Source organism: Roseovarius atlanticus (assembly GCF_019802205.1).
Taxonomy (GTDB): Bacteria; Pseudomonadota; Alphaproteobacteria; order Rhodobacterales; family Rhodobacteraceae; genus Roseovarius; species Roseovarius atlanticus_A.
Genome location: NZ_JAHVHQ010000003.1, coordinates 1,612,751 through 1,636,144 on the forward strand (window position 1 = coordinate 1,612,751; position 23,394 = coordinate 1,636,144).

A 23,394-nucleotide genomic window follows, 5' to 3' on the forward strand; every position below is an offset into this window, starting at 1 on the left:
CGCATCTGTGATCGCGCGCGCGGGAACCGCCCCCGCGCGCGCGGGTTTTCTCCTCGATGCATCAGAGGAGATCCCCCACATGACATTTCGCCCGATCCTGACAGGAACCGCCCTTGTCGTCGCCCTGCCCGCCTTCGGGCAGGAATTCGAGCGTGAACCGCGCAATACCGATCTCGAACCGGCCTTCGAGGGCCAGTTCCGCGCGCCGCTCGACACCAGCGACGTGGCCCTTCTGGTCACCGATATCGCGACCGGGCTGGAACATCCCTGGGGGATCGCGATCCTGCCGGAGGACGGCGGCTATATCGTGACCGAACGTCCCGGCCGCCTGCGCCACGTGGCCGAGGACGGAACGCTGTCAGACCCCATCGCCGGAATGCCCGAGGTCGCGGCCCAGGGTCAGGGCGGGCTGCTCGACGTGGTGCTGTCCCCCGATTTCGCCGAGACCCGCCGGATCTATATCAGTTACGCCAAGCCGGTCGGGGACGGCCTGATGGCGACCGCCGCGGCCTATGGCACGCTGAGCGAGGACATGACCGAGGTGACCGACCTGACGGAGATTTTCGTGCAGGAGCCGGGCGCCACCGTGGACAAGCATTTCGGTTCCAGACTCGTCTTCGATGACGCGGGGCACGTGTTCATCACCACCGGCGAGCATTCCTCGATGGAATACCGCGACTACGCGCAGGATACCTCCAACACCTTTGGCGTGATCGTCCGCATGACGCTTGACGGCGAGGTTCCCCAGGACAATCCGTTCGTGGGCAACGAAGACGCCATCGACAGCATCTGGTCCTACGGCCATCGCAACGTGCAGGGGGCCACGATGCGCGACGGGAAGCTTTGGACCATCGAACACGGCCCCAAGGGCGGCGACGAGCTGAACCGGCCCGAACCCGGAAAGAACTATGGCTGGCCGGTCATTTCCTACGGCGAGACCTATGGCGGCGCTCCCATCGGCTCGGGCGAGGCACAGCGCGACGGCATGGAGCAGCCGGTCTATTTCTGGGACCCTGTGATCGCCCCGGGGGACATGACCTCGTATGACGGCGGCGTGTTCAGCGACTGGGACGGTGATTTCCTGATCGGGTCACTGAAGCCGGGCGGCATCGTCCGCCTGGAATTGGACGCCGATGGCAAGGTTGCCGCCGAAGAGCGTCTGGCCATGGACCTGGGCCGCGTGCGCGACGTGGATGTGGACGGCGACGGGACGATCCTGGCGATCACCGACTATGCCGACGGACGCCTTGTGCGGATCACGACCGACGGCGCGGGCGGCTGAGGCCGGACACCCCGTCCCCCGGGGCGTGATCGTGGGCCATCGCCCTATCAAGGCTTTGCGATGTCAGGCGCGGCTCAGTGGGCCGCGCCTTTGCCAAACACCGACGCCCAGACCGGCGCGACCAGTTTGGTTCCGATCGGAATGAGCACCAGACCCAGGGCCAGCCCGATCACGCCGTCCACGGCCGCCTGCACCCCCCAGGCGACAAGGCCCTGGAACCGATCCACCGCATGGGCGGCGTCCTCGGCCCAGTGGTGGATCGTGTCATAGGGCATCGACCACCCCATCTCTGCCAGGCTGTGCAGGATGATCGAGCCCCCGACCCAGAGCATCGCCGCGGTGCCCACGATCATCAGCAGCTTCATGAAATGGGGCATTCCCTTGACGATCCCGCGGCCCAGGGCGCGCGTGACGCCGAAATTGCCGTTCTGCGCCATGAAAAGCCCCGCGTCGTCGGCCTTCACGATCAGCGCCACCGCGCCGTAGACGACCGCGGTGATGCCCATGGCGACCACGGCCAGTGTCGCGGCCTCCATCCAGAAATTGCTGGGCGGAATGTTCGACAGCGCGATGGTCATGATCTCGGCGGACAGGATGAAATCCGTCTTGATCGCGCCCTGCACGCGCTTTTCCTCCAGATGCGCGGGGTCCTTGGTCTGGTGACTGCCGTCCGGCCCGCCGTGATGCTTGCCCACGCCAAGCGCATGGGCCACCTTTTCAGCCCCCTCGAAACACAGGTATGCGCCGCCCAGCATCAGCAAGGGCGGGATCAGCCACGGCGCGAAGTTGGCAAGCGCCAGCCCCGCCGGCAACAGAAAGACCAGCTTATTGAACAGCGACCCGCGCGCGATCTTCCACACGATCGGCAATTCGCGGGCGGGCGCGAAGCCCCGCAGGTATTTCGGCGTCACGGCGGCATCGTCGATCGCCGCGCCCGCCGCCTTGGCCCCCGCCTTGGCCGCCTGGCCCGCCACGTCGTCGACCGATGCCGCCGCCAGCTTCACCAGGCTCGCCACATCGTCCAGCAGTGCCAGAAGTCCACTCATGCTCTTGCCTCTCGTTACGCTTCGTCGAGTATTGTTGGCGCAATCATGCCCCGTGGCAGCGGGTTTGCGCAAACGGTTAACGCTAACACGCCAAACCCCTGCGTTTTAAGGGTTTCAGCGGCGCGCCCTTGGGTCTATATCGCCCCCAATACCCGGATAGGAGAACAAAATGACCGTCACCGTCGGCATCAACGGATTCGGCCGGATCGGCCGCTGCACCCTGGCGCATATCGCGGCCAGCACGCGCAACGACATCAAGGTCGCAAAGGTCAACGCCACCGGCCCGCTGGAAACCGCGGCGCACCTGATGAAATACGACAGCGTGCATGGCCGCTTTCCGGGCGACATTACCTTGGGCGACGGCACGATGGACCTCGGGCGCGGACCGATGGAGATGTTCTCGACCTACGACATGGACGAGCTGGACTGGTCCGGCGTGGACGTCGTCCTGGAATGCACCGGCAAGTTCAACGACGGCGAGAAGGCGAAAAAGCACCTCGACCGCGGCGCGGGCAAGGTCCTGCTGTCCGCACCCGGCAAGAACGTCGACCGCACCGTGGTTTTCGGCGTCAACGACGGCGAATTGCAGGCCGGCGAGCGGATGATCTCGAACGGCTCCTGCACCACCAACTGCCTTGCCCCGGTCGCCAAGGTCCTGCACGAGGCCATCGGCATCGAGAGCGGCATCATGACCACGATCCACGCCTATACCGGCGACCAGCCGACGCTCGACCGCCGCCACAAGGATCTCTACCGCGCCCGCGCCGCGGCGATGTCGATGATCCCGACCTCCACCGGCGCCGCCAAGGCCCTGGGCGAGGTGCTGCCCGACCTCAAGGGCAAGCTCGACGGCTCGGCCATTCGCGTGCCCACGCCGAACGTGTCGGCGGTGGACCTGACCTTCCTCGCCAAGAAGGACGTGACCGCGGACGACGTGAACGCCATCATGGCCGAAGCGGCGGCAGGCCCGATGAAGGGCGTGCTGGGCTACGATCCCGAACCCAAGGTGTCGGTCGATTTCAACCACACCGAGGAAAGCTCGATCTTCGCGCCCGATCAGACCCGCGTGACCGGCGGCCGGCTGGTGCGCGTGCTGGCCTGGTACGACAACGAATGGGGCTTTTCCTGCCGCATGGCCGACGTGGCCGTGGCGATGGCGCGGCTCGCCTGACGCCACCCAGGCGGAAGTGACACGGTCAGGCCCTCCGGCAGCGCACATGCCGGGGGGCTTTTTCATCCCCCTTGCATGACGCACCCCGGCTGAGGCATACGGGGCGTGGGTCCGGGGCGGAGGCACGAAAGCGGCACATGACGAACAAGATCGCGCTTTTCCTGGCCCTGCTTGTCATCGCGGGGCTTGGCTGGGACTACTATTACAACGACATGCAGGCGTCGTTCTTCCTGGCCCGCAAGACAGTCGACCTGATCGAGTGGCTCGCCTTCTGGCGCTGAGTCACGGCGTCACTCTCCGAAGCGGTCCTCCAGCGCCTCCTTGACGGCGGGAGTCACGAAGCGGGTCACGTCACCGTGCAGCCGCGCGATTTCCTTGACCAGCTTGCTGGCGATGGCCTGGCGGCGCGCGTCGGCCATCAGGAATACCGTCTCGATCCGGTCGTCCATGGCGCGGTTCATGCCGACCATCTGGAATTCGTACTCGAAATCCGCCACGGCGCGCAGGCCGCGGATGATCACGCTGGCACCCACGTCGCGGGCGCAGTCGATCAGCAGGTTCTCGAACGGATGCGCCACGATCTCGGTGCCGGTGGCGGCACTGATCCCGATGCATTCCGCCTCGACCATCGCCACACGCTCTTCCAGCGTGAAAAGCGGGCCCTTATCGCGGTTGATGGCGACGCCGATGACCAGACGGTCCACCAGTGTCGCCGCGCGGGCGATGATATCCGTATGACCCAATGTGATCGGATCGAACGTGCCGGGATAGAGACCGATGCGCATGGGGTCTTCCTTCGTGTCGTGACGACCTGCAAGCAACTACAAACGTTGGGGAATTGCAAGCGACAGCGCCAAGCGGCGTATTTTTGGAACGATGAGACCCGAGGGCGCGCGCCGCGCTTTCGCTATCGGTCGAAAACTCCGGTCGCGCCGGTCGGCCTCAATGCCCCATCACCATGCTTTCCAGCGCGGCCTTTTCCATCGACAGCTCTTGCAGACGGGCCTTCACCACGTCGCCGATGGTAACCATTCCGATCAGCTTGCCGTCCTCGTCGACCACCGGCATGTGGCGAAAGCGGCCATCGGTCATGCGCACCAGGACCGTGTCGGCGCTGTCCTGCTTGGTGCAGCAGACGGGTTTCGGGGTCATCAGGTCCGACACATTGTCGTTCAGACAGCCCGAGCCCGACGTGGCAAGGCCGCGCACGATGTCGCGTTCCGACAGGATGCCGTCTGCGGTGGTGCCATCGACCGACACGACCAGGCCGCCGATCCGGTGCTTGGCCAGCATCCCTGCGGCCTCGGACACCTTGGTGTCGGGCGTCACGGTGATGACCCTGTCGCTGTCTTTCGATTTGAGAATTTGCTGGACGATCATCCGGGGCCCTCGTTCATTGATGTTCAACCGGAGGTCCAGCGTCCCCCAGAACCGTTTTTCTGTCAAGCTTCGGCCTCCAGCCGTGCCACCTCGGCGCGGACACCGTCGCACAGCGCGGTGGCGAAACGGTTCATCCGGTCCAGACGCCGGTCGTCCTGGTGGCGCACCAGGTAGAAGCTGCGGGTGAGGCTGATCTCGTCGGGCAGGATCTTGTCGAGGCGGCGAAAGAACGGCAGCGCGAAGTCGTGCACGATGCCGACACCGCCGCCTTGCTGGATGCAATGGGCCTGCACCGAGACCGAGTTCGAGGCCAGCGCGACCCGGTCCGCCCCGGTCTCGCCGAGGTAATCCAGCTCCTTGTCGAAGATCATGTCGGGAATGTAGCCCACCATCCGATGCGCGGCGAGGTCGTCCACCGACCGGATCTCCGGCGCCTGGCGCAGGTACCAGCGCACGGCGGCCAAGTGCAGCCCGTAATCGGTGATCTTCTGCACGCTCAGGCGCCCGGCCGATGGCGGGCTGACCGCGATCACCATGTCCGCCTCGCGCCGGCTGAGGTTGAAGACCCGCGGCAGGGCCACGATCTGCAGATCGAGGTCCGGGTTGTCCTGGGCCATCTGGGCGCAGACCTGCGGCAGGATGAAATTGGCGCAGCCATCCGGCGCGCCGATGCGGATCTGCCCCGAGAGGCCGCCCGCCTGCCCCGCCATTTCCTCGTCGGCATCGCGCATCGCCGTCTCGGCCCGGCCGACATGCCCCATCAGGCGCTGGCCCGCGTCGGTCAGCGCATACCCGGTGGGCGACTTGGCGAAAAGCGGTGCGCCGGTATCGGCCTCCAGCCGCGCGATGCGGCGACCCACCGTGGCGGGGTCGAGCTTCAGCGCCCGGCCCGCCGCCGACAGGCTCTCGGTGCGCGCCACGGCAAGAAATACCCGCAGGTCGTCCCAGTTCGATACCATGCCCCTGCCCTTCGATCCCGCATGTTGCTTTGCATTCCTGCAAAGCCCTTTTGGAATATTGCCTCTTTTCCCGCCAAAAACGCAACGCTAACCTGCGCCCAAACCCGAGGAGAACCGTAATGAAAGAGCTGACTCACTACATCGACGGCGCGCGCGTGCCCGGCCAGTCGGGCCGTTTTTCCGACGTCTACAACCCCGCCACCGGCGAGGTGCAGGCCCGCTGCCCGCTGGCCAGCAAGGAAGAATTCGACCAGGCGGTCGAGATCGCGGCCAAGGCCCAGCCCGCCTGGGGCGCCATGAACCCGCAAAAGCGCGCAAGGGTGATGATGGAATTCGTCCGCCTGCTGAACCGCGACATGGACAAGCTGGCCGAGACGCTGAGTTCCGAGCACGGCAAGACCTTCCCCGACGCCAAGGGCGACGTGCAGCGCGGCCTTGAAGTGGTGGAATACTGCATCGGCGCGCCGCAACTGCTGAAAGGCGAGTTCACTGACAGCGCCGGCCCCGGCATCGACATGTATTCCATGCGCCAGCCGCTGGGCGTCACGGGCGGCATCACGCCCTTCAACTTCCCCGCCATGATCCCGATGTGGATGTTCGCGCCCGCCCTCGCCTGCGGCAACGCCTTCATCCTCAAGCCGTCCGAGCGCGACCCCTCGGTGCCGATCATGCTGGCCGAACTCTTGGAAGAGGCCGGCCTGCCCAAGGGTCTGCTGCAGGTGGTCAACGGCGACAAGGAAGCCGTGGATGCGATGATCGACAACGAGACCGTGCAATCGATAGGCTTCGTCGGCTCGACCCCGATCGCCGAGTACATCTATGGCCGTGGCTGCTCGAACGGCAAGCGCGTGCAATGCTTCGGCGGGGCCAAGAACCACATGATCGTCATGCCCGACGCCGACATGGACCAGGCCGCCGACGCGCTCATCGGCGCGGGCTACGGCGCCGCCGGTGAACGCTGCATGGCGATTTCCGTGGCCGTCCCGGTGGGCGACGAGACCGCCGACCGCCTGATCGAAAAGCTGGTGCCGCGCATCGAAAAGCTGAAGGTCGGACCCTATACCGCCGGCGATGACGTTGATTACGGCCCCGTCGTGACCGCCGCCGCCAAGGAAAAGATCCTGGGCCTGATCGAAAGCGGCGTGCAGCAAGGCGCGGAACTGGTCGTCGACGGCCGCGACTTCAAGCTGCAGGGCTACGAGGACGGGTTTTTCGTCGGGCCGCACCTCTTCGACAAGGTGACCCCGGACATGGACATCTACCAGCAGGAAATCTTCGGCCCGGTCCTGTCGACCGTGCGGGCCGGCTCCTACGACGAGGCGCTGAAGCTGGCGATGGACCACGAGATGGGCAACGGCACGGCGATCTTCACCCGTGACGGCGACGCCGCGCGCGACTTCGCCAACCGGATCAACATCGGCATGGTCGGCGTGAACGTGCCGATCCCGGTGCCGCTGGCCTATCACACCTTCGGCGGCTGGAAGAAATCGGCCTTTGGCGACCTCAACCAGCATGGCCCCGACGCCTTCAAGTTCTACACCCGCACCAAGACCGTCACGGCCCGCTGGCCCAGCGGCATCAAGGAAGGCGGCGAGTTCAACTTCAAGGCGATGGACTGATCCATCTGCCTTGAGGATACTGACCGGGCCGCGCGGGCAAACCGCCGCGGCCCGGTTTCGTTTTGGAAGGAGGAACAGGACATGTGGCCCGACGCACGGCTTTGCGACCTACTGGGGATTGACCACCCCATCATCCAGGCCCCCATGGCGGGCACCACGACCCCGGCGATGGTGGCGGCGGTGTCGAATGCGGGCGGGCTCGGCTCGCATGGCTGCGCGACCTTATCACCGGAAAAGCTGGCCGAGGATATCGAGGCGCTGGCGGGCGCGACGAACCGATCCGTGAACCTGAATTTCTTCTGCCACGAGCCGCAGGACATCTCCGAAGATCATCACGCCGCACTGCTCGACGCGATGCGCCCGCATTATGACGCGGCCGGCGCTACCCTTCCCGAAGGGATGCCGACCCCCTCGTTCCAGCCTTTCGGCGCGGCGCAGCTGGACTGCCTTCTGGCGCGCCCCCCGGCAGTGGTCAGCTTTCATTTCGGCCTGCCCGAGGACGCCGCCATCGCGGCGCTCAAGGAAAAGGGCTGCAAGATCCTCAGTTCCGCCACCACCGTGGCCGAGGCCCGCTGGCTGGTGGCGCGGGGCGTCGACGCGGTGATCGCTCAGGGCTGGGAATCCGGCGGGCACCGCGGCCTGTTCCTGGAACTGGAAAACGACGCGCAGGTGGGCCTCTTCTCGCTCCTGCCACAGGTCGTGGACGCGGTCGATGTGCCGGTGATCGCTGCGGGCGGCATCGCCGACGGGCGCGGCATCGCTGCCGCCTTCGCCCTGGGTGCGGCTGGTGTGCAGATCGGCACGGCCTTCATCACCGCGGACGAGGCCAACCGCAAGCCCTATCACCCCGAGGCGGTGGAGGCCGGCACCGATGAAAGCACCCGGGTGACACGGGCCGGCTCGGGCCGCCCGGCGCGCGCACACCGCACGCCGTGGATCGACGCAATGGCCGTGGTCGACGCGGCCCCCTTCCCGCTGATGTATCACTACAGCCGCCCCCTGCTCGAGGCCGACGGCCCGGCGCACCAGTTCTCGCTCTACGGCCAAAGCGCGGCTTTGGCCCCGTCGGGCGACGCTGCAACGCGGCTGGAAGCGCTCGTCAGTTCGGCACTGGAGACGATGGGGGCCAGGCGCTGACGTCACGGGTCGAACCGCAAGCCACTTCATTGTTTCAAGCGCGCCGCGACCCACAGGGGTCCTGTGCTCCGCGTTCACGTCTGATTTACAGGTGTCTGTTCAATGATACCGCGACTTGCCGACCGTCAGTTGCGAGAGCAATCGCGCCTCGTTTCGTTTCAGCGAAGGATGTGCCAGCTTGTAACTTTCCGGAAGCCCTCCTTCGGCGAGCTCGGGGAAGAGATCCAGCAGTTCGTGACGCGCCTCCCGTCCGAGACCCTCCAGCGCGACAGCCCCTGGAAACAGGCTTTCGGCAGGCATCCCGTTTGCCGACAGCACGACATGCTCGGAACACATGACATGGCAGTATTCCACTTCATCAAGCGCATTGTTGATGCGAATGTCACGGTCGTTGACCAGATGCACGGCAGGCACGAACACCTCGTCCTGTCCAGCGCATAGCTGGGCGCGCCAGTCGGCCAGCACGATCCGGTGCTGCTGTGATACCCTGGTGATCCTGAAGGGCATGCCCTCGCCCAAGGCGTCGCGCTCAATATCGACCGGCCGCCATTTCTTGAACGCTTGGGCTCGTGGGATCGTCAACTTGCGCGACCCGGTCCAGATAATTTCGTGGTCCTCGCCGTAAAAATCGGTAATCCAGTCACCGACTTGAAGGTCTTGGATCGTCTGCTCGCCGTCAGGGGTCAGGATCAACGTATCGGCGGCAAAGCACACGGGTGTGAACACCTCGTAAGGGGCTGCGGAAATGTTCACGTTCAGCAGAAGCTGTGCCAAAGCGGGCTGTCCATCAGGATAATGGAAGAATATCTGACCCGCGGCCTCGAAAACGACGACATCCACCGTCGGTCCCACTCCGATGAATATCCCGGCCACTTCCGCGCCGCCTGTGGCGCTGCCACTGCCGATGTAATTGATCGGCGCCCCGTTGAAGGTCGCGACACCGTCGTCTGCATTCTCCAGCAGTCCGTCATTGTCTGAAAGCGTTCCGCTCTGGGCCGAGCCAAAATTGCTAAGGGCCAAGGTTGTGGAACCGGCGAGCAGATCAGCCGCCAGAACGGAGCCGGAATAAGGAATTACAGTAATAGAGGAACTGGGCACCTTGGCATCTCCCTTGAAACGCCCCGCACAAACTCAGTGTGCCGCAACCCATGCCAAAAACAACTCAGACGATCTTTTGAAAAACTTATCGCGCATTCGCGCTTAATTATTATTAATAGCAATCAATATTTTAAAAAGGCGTCTTGTGTAAGAAACAGTTTGTTTCTTTTTCAACTTAAACGGGTTTATTCTCATGGAGGTCAAAAAATATTCCGAAAGTGAATAAAGGGTCCGAATCGGTCCTTTTCGCACAGGGGCTTTTGCGACCATGAAGCGCGTTCTTCGGCCTGTCTCATTCCCTCCTCTTGCGCAGCGCGATCATCGCGCACTTGCCAACCTGTGCAGTTTGCTGCTGAAATCGCTTGAAAGGGAGGGCAGCCATGACCCAAGACGGCCCCGATTTCACCATCGGCATCGAGGAAGAATACCTGCTGGTGGACCGCGACAGCCTCGCCCTGGCCGAGGCACCGTCCGAGATGATGGACGCCTGTGCCGAGGAGTTGCAGGACCAGGTCGCGCCCGAGTTCCTGAAATGCCAGATCGAGATCGGCACCAAGGTCTGTCGCGACGTCTCCGAGGCGCGCGAGGATCTCAAGCGCCTGCGTGCCTGCGTGTCGAAACACGCCGCCGCCCATAACCTTCGACCGATCGCCGCCTCCTGCCACCCGTTTTCCGACTGGCGCAACCAGCCGCATACCGACAAGGACCGCTACAACACGCTGAGCAACGACCTCGCGGGGGTCGTGCAACGGATGCTGATCTGCGGGATGCACGTCCATGTCGGCATCGAGGACCCGGACCGCCGAGTCGACCTGATGAACCAGCTCACCTATTTCCTGCCGCACCTGCTGGCGCTCAGCACCTCGTCGCCGTTCTGGCAGGGGCACGACACGGGTCTCGACAGTTACCGCCTGACGGTGTTCGACAACCTGCCCCGCACCGGCCTGCCCCCGCGCATGGAAAGCTTTGCCGAGTTCGAGCGCTCGGTCGGCTCGCTCACTGATCTGGGCGTGATCGAGGACGCCAGCAAGATCTGGTGGGACCTGCGCCCGTCCTCCAAGTTTCCGACCATCGAGTCGCGGATCTGCGATGTCCAGCCCCGGCTGGAACACACGCTGATGCTAGCCGCGCTGACACAGTGCATCACCCGGATGCTGTGGCGGCTGGCAACGAAGAACCAGCGCTGGCGCATCTACGACCGCTTCCTGGTGGACGAGAACCGCTGGCGCGCGCAACGCTACGGAACCCGCGAGGGCCTGATCGATTTCGGCCGCGGCGCCATTGTGCCGATGGCCGAACTGGCCGAGGAACTGCTGGAACTGATCGACGAGGACGCCCGCTATTTCGCCTGCATCTCCGAGGTCGAGACCCTGCGCGAAGTGATGCGCACCGGCACGTCATCGACCCGGCAACGCCGGACCTATGAAGCGGCAACAGACGCGGGCGCCGCGCCGGATGCCGCCCTGCGCGCCGTGGTCGAACACCTTGTCGAGGAATTTCACGCCGACCTGTGACATCACCGCACCGATAGGCGCCATATCGCCGACTCCGGCCTTCAAACCTGCGTGAGCCGGCAAAATCACGCGGGATTTCCCTTAACCTTTTTGCCGATCCGGTTAAATAGAGCGGAAATACAAGTATTACGGAGCACCCCAATGTCCAAGACACGTTTTTCACGCCGCGCCACGCTTCTCGGGGCCGCAGCGGGCCTTGCCGCACCGTCCGTGCTGCTCGCGCAGGACAACGCGCCGCTGTCGTCGTCGGTCAAGCGCAACGCGTCTTCTTTCACGACCCGCGACTGGAACGACTATTTCGACAGCCTGGGCACCGGCCGCATCGTCTGCGACATCAACAGCCGCGCCGTGCATCACTGGAACGCAAACGGGGTTTATTCGCTTTATCCGTCCTCGGTTCCGATGACCGACGAGCTGACGCGCCGCGGCTATACCGAGATCGTGCGCAAGAAGGTCGGCCCGACCTGGACGCCGACCGAAAGCATGAAAGAACGCGATCCCAGCCTGCCCGATTTCATGGATGCCGGCCCCGGCAACCCCCTGGGCACGCATGCGATGTACCTCGCCTGGCCCGCCTACCTGATCCATGGCACCCACGACACCCGCAAGATCGGACGCCGCTCGTCCTCGGGCTGCATCGGCCTTTACAACGAGCACATCGCAGAGCTGTTCGCCAAGACCGAGGTCGGCACCAAGGTTCTGGTCCTCTGACGCCAGGGGCAACATCGGACATTCAGGAAAGGGCGCGGCACCGGGGTGCGGCGCCCTTTTCATTGGCGGGGGCAGAAACCGACAGCGCTTGATTCCCGGCCGCGTTCTGCGCGACCCTCGGATCACACCTTGCGACGCCGCCGCGAACAGGTTAATTAAACACACGTTCAATTACCCGCCCGGGTAAGACGAGGAGGACCAAGCGATGGATTTCGCGCTCAGCGAGGAACAGACCGCCATCTTCGACATGGCCCATGCCTTCGGACAGGACGCCATCGCGCCCCACGCCCGCGACTGGGAGGCGCAGGGCACCATCCCCAAAGAGCTTTGGCCGCAAGTGGGCGAGCTGGGCTTCGGCGGTCTTTATGTCAGCGAGGAGTCCGGCGGCGCGGGTCTCTCGCGGCTCGACGCCACGCTGGTGTTCGAGGCGCTCAGCATGGCCTGCCCCTCGGTTGCCGCCTTCCTGTCGATCCACAACATGTGCGCCCGCATGATCGACAATTTCGCCAGCGACGACTTCAAGGCCCGCGTCCTGCCCGACGTGATCCCGATGAAGACGGTCCTCTCCTACTGCCTGACCGAACCCGGCTCGGGCTCCGACGCCGCAGCCCTGAAAACCCGCGCCGCGCGCACCAACGAGGGCTACACGCTCAACGGCACCAAGGCGTTCATCTCGGGTGGCGGCTATTCGGACGCCTATGTCTGCATGGTCCGCACCGGCGAGGATGGCCCCAAGGGCATCTCCACCGTCTATGTCGAGGACGGCACACCCGGCCTTTCCTTTGGCGGGCTCGAGGACAAGATGGGCTGGCGCAGCCAACCCACGGCGCAGGTGCAATTCGACGATTGCACGATCCCCGCAGAGAACCTCGTCGGAGAAGAAGGCAAAGGGTTCAGCTACGCCATGGCCGGGCTGGATGGCGGCCGCCTCAACATCTCCGCCTGTTCACTCGGCGCCGCGCAACAGGCGCTCGACATGACCAAGACCTACATGCGCGAGCGCAAGGCCTTCGGGCAAAGCATCGACCAGTTCCAGGCCCTGCAATTCCGCCTGGCCGACCTCGAGATCGAGCTGCACGCCGCCCGCGTCTTCCTGCGCCAGGCCGCTTGGAAGCTCGACACCAAGGCCCCCGACGCGACGAAATACTGCGCCATGGCCAAGAAATTCGTGACCGAGGCCGGCAGCCGGATCGTCAACCAGTGCCTGCAACTGCATGGCGGCTACGGCTACCTCGCCGATTACGGCATCGAGAAACTCGTGCGCGACCTGCGCGTGCACGAGATCCTCGAAGGCACCAACGAGATCATGCGCCTGATCGTGGCGCGGCACATGCTGGCGGAACAATGAGCGATATTTCGATCCGCAAGACCGGCCAAGCGGGCCGCATCACCCTCACCCGCCCCAAGGCGCTCAACGCCGTGTCCTACGACATGTGCCTTGCCATCGAGGCAGCGCTGGACGATTGGGCCACCGATGACGACGTGGCACTGGTCATCATCGACGCCGAGGGCGACAAGGCCTTCTGCGCGGGCGGCGATATCCAGCAGCTTTACGACACCGGCCGCGCGGGCGATTTCGCCTATGGGCAAAAATTCTGGCGCGACGAATACCGCCTCAATGCCAAGATCGCCGAATACCCCAAGCCCTACATCGCCTTCATGCAGGGCTTCACCATGGGCGGCGGCGTGGGCATTTCCTGCCACGGCTCGCACCGGATCGTCTGCGACAGCAGCCAGATCGCCATGCCGGAATGCGGCATCGGGCTGGTTCCGGATGTGGGCGGCTCGCTGATCCTCGCCAACGCGCCGGGCCGGCTGGGCGAATACCTGGGCCTGACCACATCCCGCATGGGCCCGGCCGACGCGATCTATGCCGGCTTCGCCGACAGCTACATCCCGCAGGACCACTGGCCCGCCCTCATCGCGAAGCTCGAAGAGACCGGCGATGTCGGCCACATCAAAGGCCAGACACCCCCAGGCGGCAGTCTGCACGACCAGCAGCCCGAGATCGACGCGCTTTTCGACGGCGCCGACCTTGGCGCGATCGTGACCGCGCTGGAGGCGTCCGATAGCGACCTCGCCGCCTCCGCCCTGAAATCCATGCGCCGCAATTCGCCCCTGTCGATGGCCTCCACGGTGCAAATCCTGCACCGCCTGCGCGGCGCGGCGGGCGATATCCGCCACGCGCTGGAACTGGAATACCGTTTCACCTTCCGCGCGATGGAACATGGCGATTTCCTCGAAGGCATCCGCGCCGCCGTGATCGACAAGGACCGCAGCCCGGACTGGCAGCATGACCTCGCCACGCCGCCCACCGCGGCCGTCGAACAGATGCTCCTGCCACTGGGGCCCGACGCAATGACATTCAAGACCTGAGGGAGAGACCTGACATGAAGATCGGATTCATCGGACTGGGCAACATGGGCGCGCCCATGGCCGCCAACCTGGCCGCCGCCGGACACGAGGTGACCGGCTTCGACACCGCCGGCACCACCGCCGAGGGCGTGGCCAATGCCGACACCGCCGAGGCCGCCGCAGCTGACGCCGACGTCGTCATCACCATGCTGCCCAACGGCCAGATCCTGCGCAAGGTGGCCGACACCGTGATCCCGGCGATGAAACAGGGCGCCGTCCTGCTCGATTGCTCCACCGTCGACGTGGACAGCGCCCGCGCCGTGGCCGAACAGGCCAACGCCGCGGGCCTCGGCGCGCTCGACGCGCCCGTCTCTGGCGGCATCGGCGGCGCGCAGGGCGGCACGCTCACCTTCATGGTGGGCGGCGACGAAAGCGCCTTTGCCACCGCGAAGCCGCTCTTCGACATCATGGGCCAGAAGGCCGTGCATTGCGGCCCCTCGGGCAACGGACAGGCCGCCAAGATCTGCAACAACATGATCCTCGGCGCCACCATGATCGTTACCTGCGAGGCCTTCGCGCTGGCCGACAAGCTGGGCCTCGACCGGCAGGCGATGTTCGACGTGGTCTCGACCTCCTCGGGCTACAGCTGGTCGATGAACGCCTACTGCCCCGCCCCGGGTATCGGCCCGAAATCACCGTCCGACAACGAATACAAGCCCGGCTTTGCCGCCGAACTCATGCTCAAGGACCTGACCCTGGCCATGCAGGCCGCCGAATCCGCCGATGCCGACACCCCCATCGGCCAGGCCGCCCGCGACCTCTACCGCCGCTTCGTCGAGGACGAAGACGGCAATGGCCGCGATTTTTCGGCCATGCTGCCCCGGTTCGAAAAACGCGGGCACGAGAGCTGACCCGCCTCTTCCTCTGGCCGAAAATATCCCGGGGGAGCGTCGAAACCCTGTTTCGGCGCGGGGGCAGCGCCCCCTTTCCCGGTCCGGCATCCACGCACCGGCGCAACCGGCATGAAGCCGCCGGCGCACCTGACCCTGAGGAACGCTCCTTCTGCCCAGGTGTTATCCGCAAAAGCATAAGGAGAAACCACATGTGGAAACCCGTCCTGACCGCCTCCATCGTCGCCGTGTCGCTTGCCGGACCCGTGGCGGCCAAGTCGAACGGCTGCCCTCCGGGGCTTGCCAAGAAAGCCGTGCCCTGCGTCCCCCCGGGACAGGCGAAGAAGCATTCGGGGTATGACCACGATCGCTATGACGGGTATCGCCGCGGTGACGTGATCCGGGGCGACTATGTCATCATTCGGGATCCTGGCCGCTACGGGCTTGATCCCTATGGCACCTACTACCGCGTCGGGGATCAGGTTCTTCGCGTCGACCGGGAAACGCGCGAAGTGCTGGACCTGATCGGGGCCGCGGCACGCATCCTGAATTAGGATCGCAACACAAGCTCCTGAAAAAAATATAAAATCACGGGGTGACCGACACCTTCGGTCGCCCCGCTCTGTCGCTCACGTAACCTTGGCACCGTGCCAATCCCTCGGCCAGGACCGTCCGTCCGTCCAGACCGCCCGGCAAGTCCCGCCACGCCTCCATCCAACCGTCGAACAGCCTGTTTCCGGCCGTTTCCCCATGAAACGCCTGAACCCGCGCCCGCATCTCGGCGGACCGCTGGCGCAGGTCGGCCTGGAACGCCGTATCGCCGTCGCCAACCTCCAGCACGGCAAACAGCCCGCCGCAGAAACACGGCTCTTCCGCAAAGCCGCAATCCGGTCCGGCTTGCGCCCATGCCCCGCAGGGCAGCATCAGCCCCAGCAGGACAAAGGCAATCCGTGTCATTCCGCGGCGACCTTCCGCGCCGCCAGCATGTCTTTCAGGTAGCGCCCGGTATGGCTGCGCTCGACCTCGGCCACGTCCTCGGGCGTGCCCACGGCGACGATCTCACCGCCGCCATCCCCGCCTTCGGGGCCGATATCGATAATCCAGTCGGCGGTCTTCACCACGTCCAGATTGTGCTCGATCACCAAGACCGTATTGCCGCTTTCCACAAGTTCATGAAGCACTTCCAGGAGTTTCTTCACGTCCTCGAAATGCAGCCCCGTGGTCGGCTCGTCGAGGATATAGAGCGTCCGGCCCGTCGACCGCTTCGCCAGTTCCTTCGACAGTTTCACCCGCTGCGCCTCGCCGCCCGAAAGGGTCGTCGCCTGCTGGCCCACCTTGATATAGCCCAGCCCCACGCGCATCAGCGCATCCATCTTCTCGCGGATCGACGGCACCGCCTTGAAGAACTCCTGCGCATCCTCGACCGTCATATCAAGAACGTCCGCTATGCTCTTGCCTTTCCACTGGATTTCCAGCGTCTCCCGGTTGTAACGCGCACCGTTGCAGGTCTCGCAGGTGACATAGACATCCGGCAGGAAATGCATCTCGATCTTGATCACGCCATCGCCCTGGCACGCCTCGCAGCGCCCCCCCTTCACGTTGAAGGAAAACCGCCCCGGCTTGTAGCCACGCGCCTTGGCCTCGGGCAGCCCGGCAAACCAATCGCGGATCGGCGTGAACGCCCCGGTATAAGTGGCCGGGTTCGAGCGCGGCGTGCGCCCGATGGGCCTCTGGTCGATGTCGATGACCTTGTCCAGATGCTCCAGCCCCTTGATCGTCTCGCACGGCGCGGGCGTCTGCCGCGCGCCATTGAGGCGCATCGAGGCCGTCTTGAACAAGGTCTCGATGGTCAGCGTCGACTTGCCCCCGCCCGACACGCCGGTCACGCAGACGAACTTGCCCAGCGGAAACTCGGCATCCACGGATTTCAGGTTGTTGCCGGTGGCCTTGACGATCTTGATCTTCTTGCCATTGCCCTTGCGCCGCTCCGCCGGGACGGAAATCTCGCGCACACCCGACAGGTATTGCCCGGTGATCGAATTCTTGTCGGCCGCCACCGCCTCGGGCTTGCCGTGGCTGACCACGTCGCCGCCATGCACACCCGCACCGGGGCCGATATCGAAGACGTAATCGGCAGTGCGAATGGCCTCCTCGTCATGCTCCACCACGATCACGGTATTGCCCTGGTCGCGCAGGTTCTGCAGCGTCTGCAACAACCGCCCGTTGTCGCGCTGATGCAGCCCGATGGACGGCTCGTCCAACACATAGAGCACCCCGGTCAGGCCAGACCCGATCTGGCTGGCCAGCCGGATCCGCTGGCTTTCCCCGCCCGAGAGCGTGCCGGCATTCCGGCTGAGCGTCAGGTATTCCAGCCCCACGTTGTTCAGGAAGCCAAGCCGCTCGCGGATCTCCTTCAGGATCGCCCGCGCAATCTCGTTCTTCTGCGCGGTCAGCGCCTCCGGCACCGTCTCGCACCAGTCGAACGCCTCGCGGATCGACATCTGCACCACCTGCCCGATATGGCGCAGGTCATCCGGCTTGCCGATCTTCACCGCCAGCGCCTCTTCCCGCAGGCGATAGCCGCCGCAGGTGCCACAGGGCCGGTTGTTCTGATAGCGTTCGAACTCCTCGCGCACCCAGCTCGAATCCGTCTCGCGATAGCGCCGCTCCATGTTGGGGATCACCCCCTCGAAGACACGGCTGACTTGGTACACCCGCCCGCCCTCGTCATAGCGGAACTGGATTTCCTCGTCGCCAGAGCCATGCAGGAAGACCTGCTTCACATGCGCCGGCAGATCGCGCCAGGGCGTGTTCGCATCGAACTCGTAATGCCGCGCGATGGCCTCGATGGTTTGCAGGAAATAGGGCGACTTGCCCTTCCGCCACGGCGCCAGCGCCCCGTCATAGAGCTTCAGCGCCGCATCCGGCACCACGAGTTGTTCGTCAAAGAACAGCTCCATCCCCAGCCCGTCGCAGTCCGGGCAGGCCCCGAACGGCGCGTTGAACGAAAACAGCCGCGGCTCGATCTCGGGGATGGTGAACCCGCTGACGGGACAGGCGAAATTCTCGGAAAACGTCGTGCGTTCCGGCTCGCCCTCTTTCGGCGCGGTCTCGAAGATGGCGATCCCGTCTGCCAGGTCCAGCGCGGTGCGGAAACTGTCGGCCAGCCGCGTGCCGATGCCGTCCTTCACCACGATGCGGTCGACCACCACGTCGATGTCATGGCGGAATTTCTTGTCCAGCGTCGGCGGCTCGTCGAGCTCGTAGAACGTGCCGTCCACCTTCACCCGCTGAAAGCCCTGCTTGCGCAGCTCCAGGAATTCCTTGCGATACTCGCCCTTGCGGTCCCGCACGATGGGCGCCAGCAGGAAGGCGCGCGTGCCCTCTTCCATCGCCAGCACCCGGTCGACCATGTCCTGCACCTGCTGCGCCTCGATCGGCTTGCCGGTGGCAGGGGAATAGGGCGTGCCGACCCGCGCGAACAACAGCCGCAGGTAGTCGTAGATCTCGGTCACCGTGCCGACGGTCGAACGGGGGTTCTTGCTGGTCGTCTTCTGCTCGATGGAAATCGCCGGGGACAGACCGCTGATATGGTCCACGTCCGGCTTTTCCATCATGTCCAGGAACTGCCGCGCATAGGCCGACAGGCTTTCAACGTAACGCCGCTGCCCCTCGGCATAGATCGTGTCGAACGCCAGGCTCGATTTGCCCGAGCCCGACAGCCCGGTGATCACCACAAGCTCGTTGCGCGGAATGTCCACGTCGATGTTCTTGAGGTTATGCTCGCGCGCGCCCCGTACTTCGATGTTCTTCAGCTCGGCCATACTGCCCCCGGTGTCTCACCCGTTGACAGATAGTTTACGCCGCCCCTTCTTCCAAGTGGAAAAACGGAACATACCGCGAACAGGGGTCAGGGCCTGTCAGCAGCGCCCGCTTTATCCACAGTTTATTTGCCGATTACTTCCGGGCCAGAGCCCAGGCGCAGATCGGAAAGGCCGGATCGTTGTCCAGATTGTCGCGCTCGGGATCATACTCCGGCGGCCAGTCCTCGCCCAGGTTCCGCAAGCCCGCCAGCCGGTTGCCCCATTGCTCGGAGCGGATCCTGCCCTCGTCGAACCCGGCCTCGATCAGCAGGTTCTTCAGCCCCCGCGCCGTCCAGCGCGAGCAATCCACCGGATCGCCGTGATAGGGGATGAAGAACGGCACCGCGACCCAGAAATACCCGCCCGGCCGCAGCATCTCCAGCACGTTGCGCGTCGCCGCGTAGGGCCGGTCCAGGTGCTCCCACACCTGGTTCGCCAGCACGATATCGAATTGCCGCACGGTGCCCGCCTCGTCGGTATAGGGCCCCTTGCAGATGTCATGCGCCGGAAAGCGGAAGCGCTCGTAGCTCTTGAACTCGTAGCGACGACCATGCTTGCCCGACACCTCGGCGGCCTCCATCGACGCGAGGTCCAGCTCCTCGAACCAGGCGCGGGAACTCTTGTACATCACGATACGGTTGAGGCTCGCCATTCCGCCACACTTTCAAGGTCATCGACACGCGCACCATCTCAGATGCGGCCTCATGCGAAAAGCCCCGCACCGCTTCCTCTGGCCGAAAATATCCCGGGGGAACGTTGAAACGTCGTTTCAACGTGGGGGCAGCGCCCCCGCTTTTACCGAACCTGCGCGCCGCAGGCGCTCATTTCAGTAGTGCACCGCCCGACCATACGCGTCCAGCACGCTTTCGTGCATCATCTCGCTCAGCGTCGGGTGCGGGAAGACCGTGTGCATCAGGTCCTCTTCCGTCGTCTCCAGCTGCCGGCCCACGACATAGCCCTGGATCAGCTCGGTCACTTCCGCGCCCACCATATGCGCGCCCAGCAATTCTCCGGTCTTGGCGTCGAAGACGGTCTTGATCATGCCCTCGGCTTCGCCCAGGGCAATCGCCTTGCCGTTGCCGATAAAGGGGAAATTGCCGATCTTCACCTCGTATCCCGCCTCTTTCGCCTTGGCCTCGGTCAGGCCGACGCTGGCCACCTGTGGGTGGCAATAGGTACAGCCCGCGATGCTGTCGGGGCGCACCGGGTGCGGGTGTCCGCCGGCGGCCAGTTCGGCCACCATCACGCCCTCGTGGCTGGCCTTGTGCGCCAGCCAGGGCGCGCCGGCCAGGTCGCCGATGGCATAGATGCCGTCGACGCCGGTGCGGCAGTATTCGTCCACCACCACATGCGTGCGATCCACCTTGATGCCCAGGTCCTCCAGGCCGAGGTTCTCGGTATTGCCGACGATCCCCACGGCGGAAATCACCGTGTCGAACTCCAGCTTCTCTGTCTTGCCGCCGGTCTCGATATGGGCGGTCACCTTGCCCTTGGCGCGGTCCAGCTGCTTGACCGTGGATTTCTCCATGATCTTCATGCCCTGCTTCTCGAACGCCTTCTTCGCGAATTTTGCGATCTCGGCATCCTCGACCGGCAGGATGCGGTCCATCACCTCGACCACGGTCGTCTCGGCGCCCAGCGTGTTGTAGAAGCTGGCGAACTCGATCCCGATCGCGCCCGAGCCGATGACCAGCAGTTTCTTCGGCATCCGCGGCGGCTTCAGCGCGTGCTTGTAGGTCCACACGAGGTCGCCATCGGCCTCGAGCCCCGGCAGTTCGCGTGCCCGCGCGCCGGTGGCCAGAACGATGGTCTTGGCGGTCAGCTCCTCGCTGCCCTTCTCGGTCTTGACCGACACCTTGCCTTTGCCCGTCAGCTTGGCCTCGCCCATGATCGTGGTGATCTTGTTCTTCTTCATCAGGTGGCCCACGCCCGAGGTCAGCTGCTTGGCCACGTCGCGCGAGCGCTTGACCACGGCGTCAAGGTCATAGTCGATCTTCTCGACCTTCAGTCCGAACTCCTTGGCACGGTGCATCAGGTGAAACACCTCGGACGAGCGCAGCAGCGCCTTCGTGGGAATACAGCCCCAGTTCAGGCAGATCCCGCCCAGGTGCTCGCGCTCGACCACGGCCACCTTCAGGCCCAGCTGCGCGCCCCGGATGGCGGCGACATAGCCGCCCGGCCCTGCCCCGATTACGATCATGTCATAGGATTGCGCGGCCATGCGATGCTCCGTTCCCAGGTCGATTTCAAAATATAGTTTGATATTAAACTATCTCGGAGACGACCACAACGTAGCTAAGCCTCCCGCAACAAGATGCCACGGGCCGGCCCGGTTTGTCCATGAATTCCAATAGCTCGCGCCGCTTGCGCTATGCGGCGGCGTCGGCGTCCTGAAGCTCGCGCACCACGCCGCCGTAGCCGCCCTTCTTCATGAAGGCCTTCTCGGCGTCCGAACTGCCGCGCCCCAGCACGTCGTTGCGGTGCGGGAACCGGCCAAAGCTGCGGATCACCTCGCGATGCGCGCGCGCATGAAGCAGGTTGTCGTCGCCGCCCTCGGGCATCCGTTCGCAGATCAGCCGCACGCAGCGGTCCTGATCGCACAAGTTCTCCGAATGCATCAGCGGCAGGTAGAAGAACTGTCGCGCGGGTTCGTCGATCCGCGTGTCCCAGCCCTTGTTGATCGCGGCCTTGGCGGCGGCCAGTCCGAACTTGTCGGTTGCGAAGGCCTGCGCCTGGTCGCGGAACATGTTGCGCGGAAACTGGTCCATCAGGATGATATAGGCAAGCGTGCCGCTGGGATAGGTCAGCCACAGCCCGTTGGTCCCGTCACAGGCGCGGTGATAGGCATCGAGAAACCTGTCGCGCACCGTCTCGTCCAGATCGTCGGACGCCTCGTACCAGCCCTTCGGCCCGACCTCGTCGAGCCAGAAATTCAATATATCCTCGGGCGCTGTCATCCTATCCTCCCGTAGTGGGCAGCACTCATATGTAACAGGTTAACGACATCCCCTGCCCCGTGGACAGTAAAGAATTGCAACAAAGGCAATGTTTCGTGACATCGTCCCGTTTCTGCCGCGCATATGGGCACTCTCACGCGGCCTGTCCATCCTCTGAATTTTCCTCCGCCGCCTCCATGGCAACTTCCTGCGCATAGGTCACCGCCATGGGCGACACACCCGGCACCACCGCGGTGTAGCGGTCGGTATCGTCGGGCGCCGCGCGCTGCGTCATCCGGTAGGCGGCGTAGGCGGCCATCATGGTGCAAAGCGTGGCAATGTGCAGGAAATACCCGCTCGGCCCCACCACGCCCATGATCCAGCCGGTGATGATCGGGCCAAAGACCGCGCCCAGCCCGTTGATGAACACCATGCCCCCCGCGGCCGCCGCCATGTCGTCGGTCCCCAGGAAGTCGTTGGTATAGGCGATCAGCAGCGAATAAAGCGGGTTCGACATGCCCCCCACAAGGAACGCGGCCACCAGCAACAGCCAGAACACGCTGCCCAGCGCCATGCCGATCACCGCGCCAATGGCGCAGATGGCCGAGGCGATCAGGATCAGAAGCCGCCGGTCCATGCGGTCCGACAGCCAGCCCAGCGGATACTGCACCAGCATCGCCCCCAGATAGAACGTCGCCACGAAGGTCGAGATCTGCCCAACGGTCAGCCCCGCCTCGGCGCCGTAGACCGCCGCCATGCCGAACTGCGCCGCAAAGACCCCGCCCAAAAGGAACATGCCGACACAGCCCAAGGGCGAGATCCGCATGATCTCGCGCAGTGTCATCGGCTTGGTCGTGTCGAAGGCCGGCGTCGGGCTGATCGACAGCAGAATGGGCGCGAAGGACAGCGAGATCAGCACAGACGGGATGATGAACAGCACGAATCCGCCCGGGTCCGCGGTCAGCATCAGCGCCTGGGCGCTGACGATACCGACCATCTGCACGATCATGTAAAGCGACAGCGCCTTGCCGCGGTTGTCGTTCGTGGCGGCGTTGTTCAGCCAGCTTTCGGCCGTGACGTACACGCCGGAGAAACAGAACCCGATCAGCACGCGCCCCACGCCCCAGGCCCAGGGGTTGGCAAAGGCCGGGTACAGGATCATCACCGCCGAGATCATCGAGGCCAGCGCCGCGAACACCCGCACGTGTCCCACCCGCCGGATCATCTCCGGCGCCATGCGCGAGCCAAAGAGGAAGCCCAGGAAATAACCCGACATCACCAGCGACATTTCCAGCGTCGAGAAGCCTTCCATCTGGCCGCGCACACCCAGGAGCGTGCCCTGCATGCCGTTGCCGACCTGCAAGAGCATCATGCCCAAAAGCAGGGCCCAGGCGCTGGAAAGAACGGAAAACATGCGGGAACTCCAATGACTT

At 64.5% G+C, this 23,394-nt stretch carries 22 protein-coding genes; 11 read left to right on the forward strand and 11 right to left on the reverse strand.

Annotation, left to right across the window (positions count from 1 at the left end; genetic code table 11):
* The first annotated feature begins 79 nt into the window (after window positions 1–79).
* A complete protein-coding gene (locus tag KUV49_RS13805) occupies window positions 80–1,282 on the forward strand; it encodes a PQQ-dependent sugar dehydrogenase (RefSeq protein ID WP_222450443.1) in 1,203 nt (400 codons plus the stop codon).
* 74 nt (window positions 1,283–1,356) lie between these two features.
* Here the strand turns inward: KUV49_RS13805 and KUV49_RS13810 are convergent, their stop codons facing one another.
* Window positions 1,357–2,328: a DUF808 domain-containing protein gene (locus KUV49_RS13810; protein WP_222450444.1), complete on the reverse strand. Its 972-nt coding sequence runs from the start codon at window positions 2,326–2,328 to the stop codon at window positions 1,357–1,359.
* Between the two features lie 169 nt (window positions 2,329–2,497).
* Here KUV49_RS13810 and gap point away from each other — a divergent pair, with 169 nt between their 5' ends.
* Together gap and KUV49_RS13820 are read left to right on the forward strand one after the other, a co-directional pair.
* Window positions 2,498–3,499, forward strand: coding sequence for a type I glyceraldehyde-3-phosphate dehydrogenase (gene gap / locus KUV49_RS13815; RefSeq protein ID WP_152498113.1), 1,002 nt, complete (start codon window positions 2,498–2,500; stop codon window positions 3,497–3,499).
* Window positions 3,500–3,636: 137 nt separating this feature from the next.
* On the forward strand, window positions 3,637–3,780 hold the full coding sequence (locus KUV49_RS13820) for a hypothetical protein (protein WP_222450445.1): 144 nt from the start codon (window positions 3,637–3,639) through the stop codon (window positions 3,778–3,780).
* 9 nt (window positions 3,781–3,789) lie between these two features.
* Here KUV49_RS13820 and coaD read toward each other — a convergent pair whose 3' ends face one another.
* From coaD to KUV49_RS13835, 3 genes are all read right to left on the reverse strand, one after another.
* Window positions 3,790–4,284: a pantetheine-phosphate adenylyltransferase gene (coaD, locus tag KUV49_RS13825; RefSeq protein ID WP_222450446.1), complete on the reverse strand. Its 495-nt coding sequence runs from the start codon at window positions 4,282–4,284 to the stop codon at window positions 3,790–3,792.
* 157 nt (window positions 4,285–4,441) lie between these two features.
* On the reverse strand, window positions 4,442–4,879 hold the full coding sequence (locus KUV49_RS13830) for a CBS domain-containing protein (protein WP_222450447.1): 438 nt from the start codon (window positions 4,877–4,879) through the stop codon (window positions 4,442–4,444).
* Window positions 4,880–4,941: 62 nt separating this feature from the next.
* Complete coding sequence (locus KUV49_RS13835) at window positions 4,942–5,838, reverse strand: LysR family transcriptional regulator (RefSeq protein ID WP_222450448.1); 897 nt, start codon at window positions 5,836–5,838, stop codon at window positions 4,942–4,944.
* Window positions 5,839–5,957: 119 nt separating this feature from the next.
* Here KUV49_RS13835 and KUV49_RS13840 point away from each other — a divergent pair, with 119 nt between their 5' ends.
* Together KUV49_RS13840 and KUV49_RS13845 are read left to right on the forward strand one after the other, a co-directional pair.
* Window positions 5,958–7,457 carry a CoA-acylating methylmalonate-semialdehyde dehydrogenase gene (locus tag KUV49_RS13840; RefSeq protein WP_222450449.1) on the forward strand — a complete coding sequence of 500 codons (1,500 nt, stop codon included), beginning with the start codon at window positions 5,958–5,960 and terminating at the stop codon, window positions 7,455–7,457.
* An 81-nt stretch (window positions 7,458–7,538) separates the two neighbouring features.
* Complete coding sequence (locus KUV49_RS13845; RefSeq protein WP_222450450.1) at window positions 7,539–8,594, forward strand: NAD(P)H-dependent flavin oxidoreductase; 1,056 nt, start codon at window positions 7,539–7,541, stop codon at window positions 8,592–8,594.
* Between the two features lie 99 nt (window positions 8,595–8,693).
* Here KUV49_RS13845 and KUV49_RS13850 read toward each other — a convergent pair whose 3' ends face one another.
* Complete coding sequence (locus KUV49_RS13850) at window positions 8,694–9,692, reverse strand: Hint domain-containing protein (RefSeq protein ID WP_222450451.1); 999 nt, start codon at window positions 9,690–9,692, stop codon at window positions 8,694–8,696.
* 380 nt (window positions 9,693–10,072) lie between these two features.
* Here KUV49_RS13850 and KUV49_RS13855 point away from each other — a divergent pair, with 380 nt between their 5' ends.
* The 6 genes from KUV49_RS13855 (at window position 10,073) to KUV49_RS13880 (ending at window position 15,716) form a co-directional block, all read left to right on the forward strand.
* Window positions 10,073–11,206 (forward strand): carboxylate-amine ligase, encoded by a 1,134-nt coding sequence (locus KUV49_RS13855; RefSeq protein WP_222450452.1) that lies wholly within the window; start codon window positions 10,073–10,075, stop codon window positions 11,204–11,206.
* Between the two features lie 141 nt (window positions 11,207–11,347).
* Window positions 11,348–11,917 (forward strand): L,D-transpeptidase, encoded by a 570-nt coding sequence (locus KUV49_RS13860; protein WP_222450453.1) that lies wholly within the window; start codon window positions 11,348–11,350, stop codon window positions 11,915–11,917.
* 205 nt (window positions 11,918–12,122) lie between these two features.
* On the forward strand, window positions 12,123–13,265 hold the full coding sequence (locus KUV49_RS13865) for an acyl-CoA dehydrogenase family protein (protein ID WP_222450454.1): 1,143 nt from the start codon (window positions 12,123–12,125) through the stop codon (window positions 13,263–13,265).
* Window positions 13,262–14,293: an enoyl-CoA hydratase/isomerase family protein gene (locus KUV49_RS13870; protein WP_222450455.1), complete on the forward strand. Its 1,032-nt coding sequence runs from the start codon at window positions 13,262–13,264 to the stop codon at window positions 14,291–14,293. Before KUV49_RS13865 ends, KUV49_RS13870 begins: the two co-directional genes overlap by 4 nt.
* Window positions 14,294–14,307: 14 nt before the next feature.
* A complete protein-coding gene (gene mmsB, locus KUV49_RS13875; protein WP_222450456.1) occupies window positions 14,308–15,183 on the forward strand; it encodes a 3-hydroxyisobutyrate dehydrogenase in 876 nt (291 codons plus the stop codon).
* Between the two features lie 191 nt (window positions 15,184–15,374).
* A complete protein-coding gene (locus KUV49_RS13880) occupies window positions 15,375–15,716 on the forward strand; it encodes an excinuclease ABC subunit A (protein WP_222450457.1) in 342 nt (113 codons plus the stop codon).
* 34 nt (window positions 15,717–15,750) lie between these two features.
* Here KUV49_RS13880 and KUV49_RS13885 read toward each other — a convergent pair whose 3' ends face one another.
* The 6 genes from KUV49_RS13885 to KUV49_RS13910 form a co-directional block, all read right to left on the reverse strand.
* Window positions 15,751–16,119: a hypothetical protein gene (locus KUV49_RS13885; RefSeq protein ID WP_222450458.1), complete on the reverse strand. Its 369-nt coding sequence runs from the start codon at window positions 16,117–16,119 to the stop codon at window positions 15,751–15,753.
* Window positions 16,116–18,986: an excinuclease ABC subunit UvrA gene (uvrA, locus tag KUV49_RS13890; RefSeq protein ID WP_222450459.1), complete on the reverse strand. Its 2,871-nt coding sequence runs from the start codon at window positions 18,984–18,986 to the stop codon at window positions 16,116–16,118. Before uvrA ends, KUV49_RS13885 begins: the two co-directional genes overlap by 4 nt.
* 133 nt (window positions 18,987–19,119) lie before the next feature.
* The gene (locus tag KUV49_RS13895; protein ID WP_222450460.1) at window positions 19,120–19,677 is read right to left on the reverse strand and encodes a class I SAM-dependent methyltransferase; all 558 of its coding nucleotides are present in this window, start codon (window positions 19,675–19,677) and stop codon (window positions 19,120–19,122) included.
* A 174-nt stretch (window positions 19,678–19,851) separates the two neighbouring features.
* Window positions 19,852–21,246, reverse strand: a complete 1,395-nt coding sequence (gene lpdA, locus KUV49_RS13900; protein ID WP_222450461.1) for a dihydrolipoyl dehydrogenase — start codon at window positions 21,244–21,246, stop codon at window positions 19,852–19,854.
* A gap of 148 nt (window positions 21,247–21,394) precedes the next feature.
* Complete coding sequence (locus KUV49_RS13905; RefSeq protein WP_152498099.1) at window positions 21,395–21,982, reverse strand: DUF924 family protein; 588 nt, start codon at window positions 21,980–21,982, stop codon at window positions 21,395–21,397.
* A 133-nt stretch (window positions 21,983–22,115) separates the two neighbouring features.
* On the reverse strand, window positions 22,116–23,375 hold the full coding sequence (locus KUV49_RS13910) for an MFS transporter (RefSeq protein ID WP_222450462.1): 1,260 nt from the start codon (window positions 23,373–23,375) through the stop codon (window positions 22,116–22,118).
* Window positions 23,376–23,394: the final 19 nt, after the last annotated feature.

Coding starts and splice junctions, on each gene's coding strand:
- KUV49_RS13885 (WP_222450458.1), bottom strand. CDS start 16,119: ATGACACGGATTGCCTTTGTCCTGCTGGGGCTGATGCTGCCCTGCGGG.
- KUV49_RS13810 (WP_222450444.1), bottom strand. CDS start 2,328: ATGAGTGGACTTCTGGCACTGCTGGACGATGTGGCGAGCCTGGTGAAG.
- KUV49_RS13805 (WP_222450443.1), top strand. CDS start 80: ATGACATTTCGCCCGATCCTGACAGGAACCGCCCTTGTCGTCGCCCTG.
- KUV49_RS13840 (WP_222450449.1), top strand. CDS start 5,958: ATGAAAGAGCTGACTCACTACATCGACGGCGCGCGCGTGCCCGGCCAG.
- KUV49_RS13820 (WP_222450445.1), top strand. CDS start 3,637: ATGACGAACAAGATCGCGCTTTTCCTGGCCCTGCTTGTCATCGCGGGG.
- coaD (WP_222450446.1), bottom strand. CDS start 4,284: ATGCGCATCGGTCTCTATCCCGGCACGTTCGATCCGATCACATTGGGT.
- lpdA (WP_222450461.1), bottom strand. CDS start 21,246: ATGGCCGCGCAATCCTATGACATGATCGTAATCGGGGCAGGGCCGGGC.
- KUV49_RS13860 (WP_222450453.1), top strand. CDS start 11,348: ATGTCCAAGACACGTTTTTCACGCCGCGCCACGCTTCTCGGGGCCGCA.
- KUV49_RS13830 (WP_222450447.1), bottom strand. CDS start 4,879: ATGATCGTCCAGCAAATTCTCAAATCGAAAGACAGCGACAGGGTCATC.
- KUV49_RS13910 (WP_222450462.1), bottom strand. CDS start 23,375: ATGTTTTCCGTTCTTTCCAGCGCCTGGGCCCTGCTTTTGGGCATGATG.
- KUV49_RS13835 (WP_222450448.1), bottom strand. CDS start 5,838: ATGGTATCGAACTGGGACGACCTGCGGGTATTTCTTGCCGTGGCGCGC.
- KUV49_RS13880 (WP_222450457.1), top strand. CDS start 15,375: ATGTGGAAACCCGTCCTGACCGCCTCCATCGTCGCCGTGTCGCTTGCC.
- KUV49_RS13855 (WP_222450452.1), top strand. CDS start 10,073: ATGACCCAAGACGGCCCCGATTTCACCATCGGCATCGAGGAAGAATAC.
- KUV49_RS13865 (WP_222450454.1), top strand. CDS start 12,123: ATGGATTTCGCGCTCAGCGAGGAACAGACCGCCATCTTCGACATGGCC.
- KUV49_RS13905 (WP_152498099.1), bottom strand. CDS start 21,982: ATGACAGCGCCCGAGGATATATTGAATTTCTGGCTCGACGAGGTCGGG.
- mmsB (WP_222450456.1), top strand. CDS start 14,308: ATGAAGATCGGATTCATCGGACTGGGCAACATGGGCGCGCCCATGGCC.
- KUV49_RS13895 (WP_222450460.1), bottom strand. CDS start 19,677: ATGGCGAGCCTCAACCGTATCGTGATGTACAAGAGTTCCCGCGCCTGG.
- uvrA (WP_222450459.1), bottom strand. CDS start 18,986: ATGGCCGAGCTGAAGAACATCGAAGTACGGGGCGCGCGCGAGCATAAC.
- KUV49_RS13845 (WP_222450450.1), top strand. CDS start 7,539: ATGTGGCCCGACGCACGGCTTTGCGACCTACTGGGGATTGACCACCCC.
- gap (WP_152498113.1), top strand. CDS start 2,498: ATGACCGTCACCGTCGGCATCAACGGATTCGGCCGGATCGGCCGCTGC.
- KUV49_RS13870 (WP_222450455.1), top strand. CDS start 13,262: ATGAGCGATATTTCGATCCGCAAGACCGGCCAAGCGGGCCGCATCACC.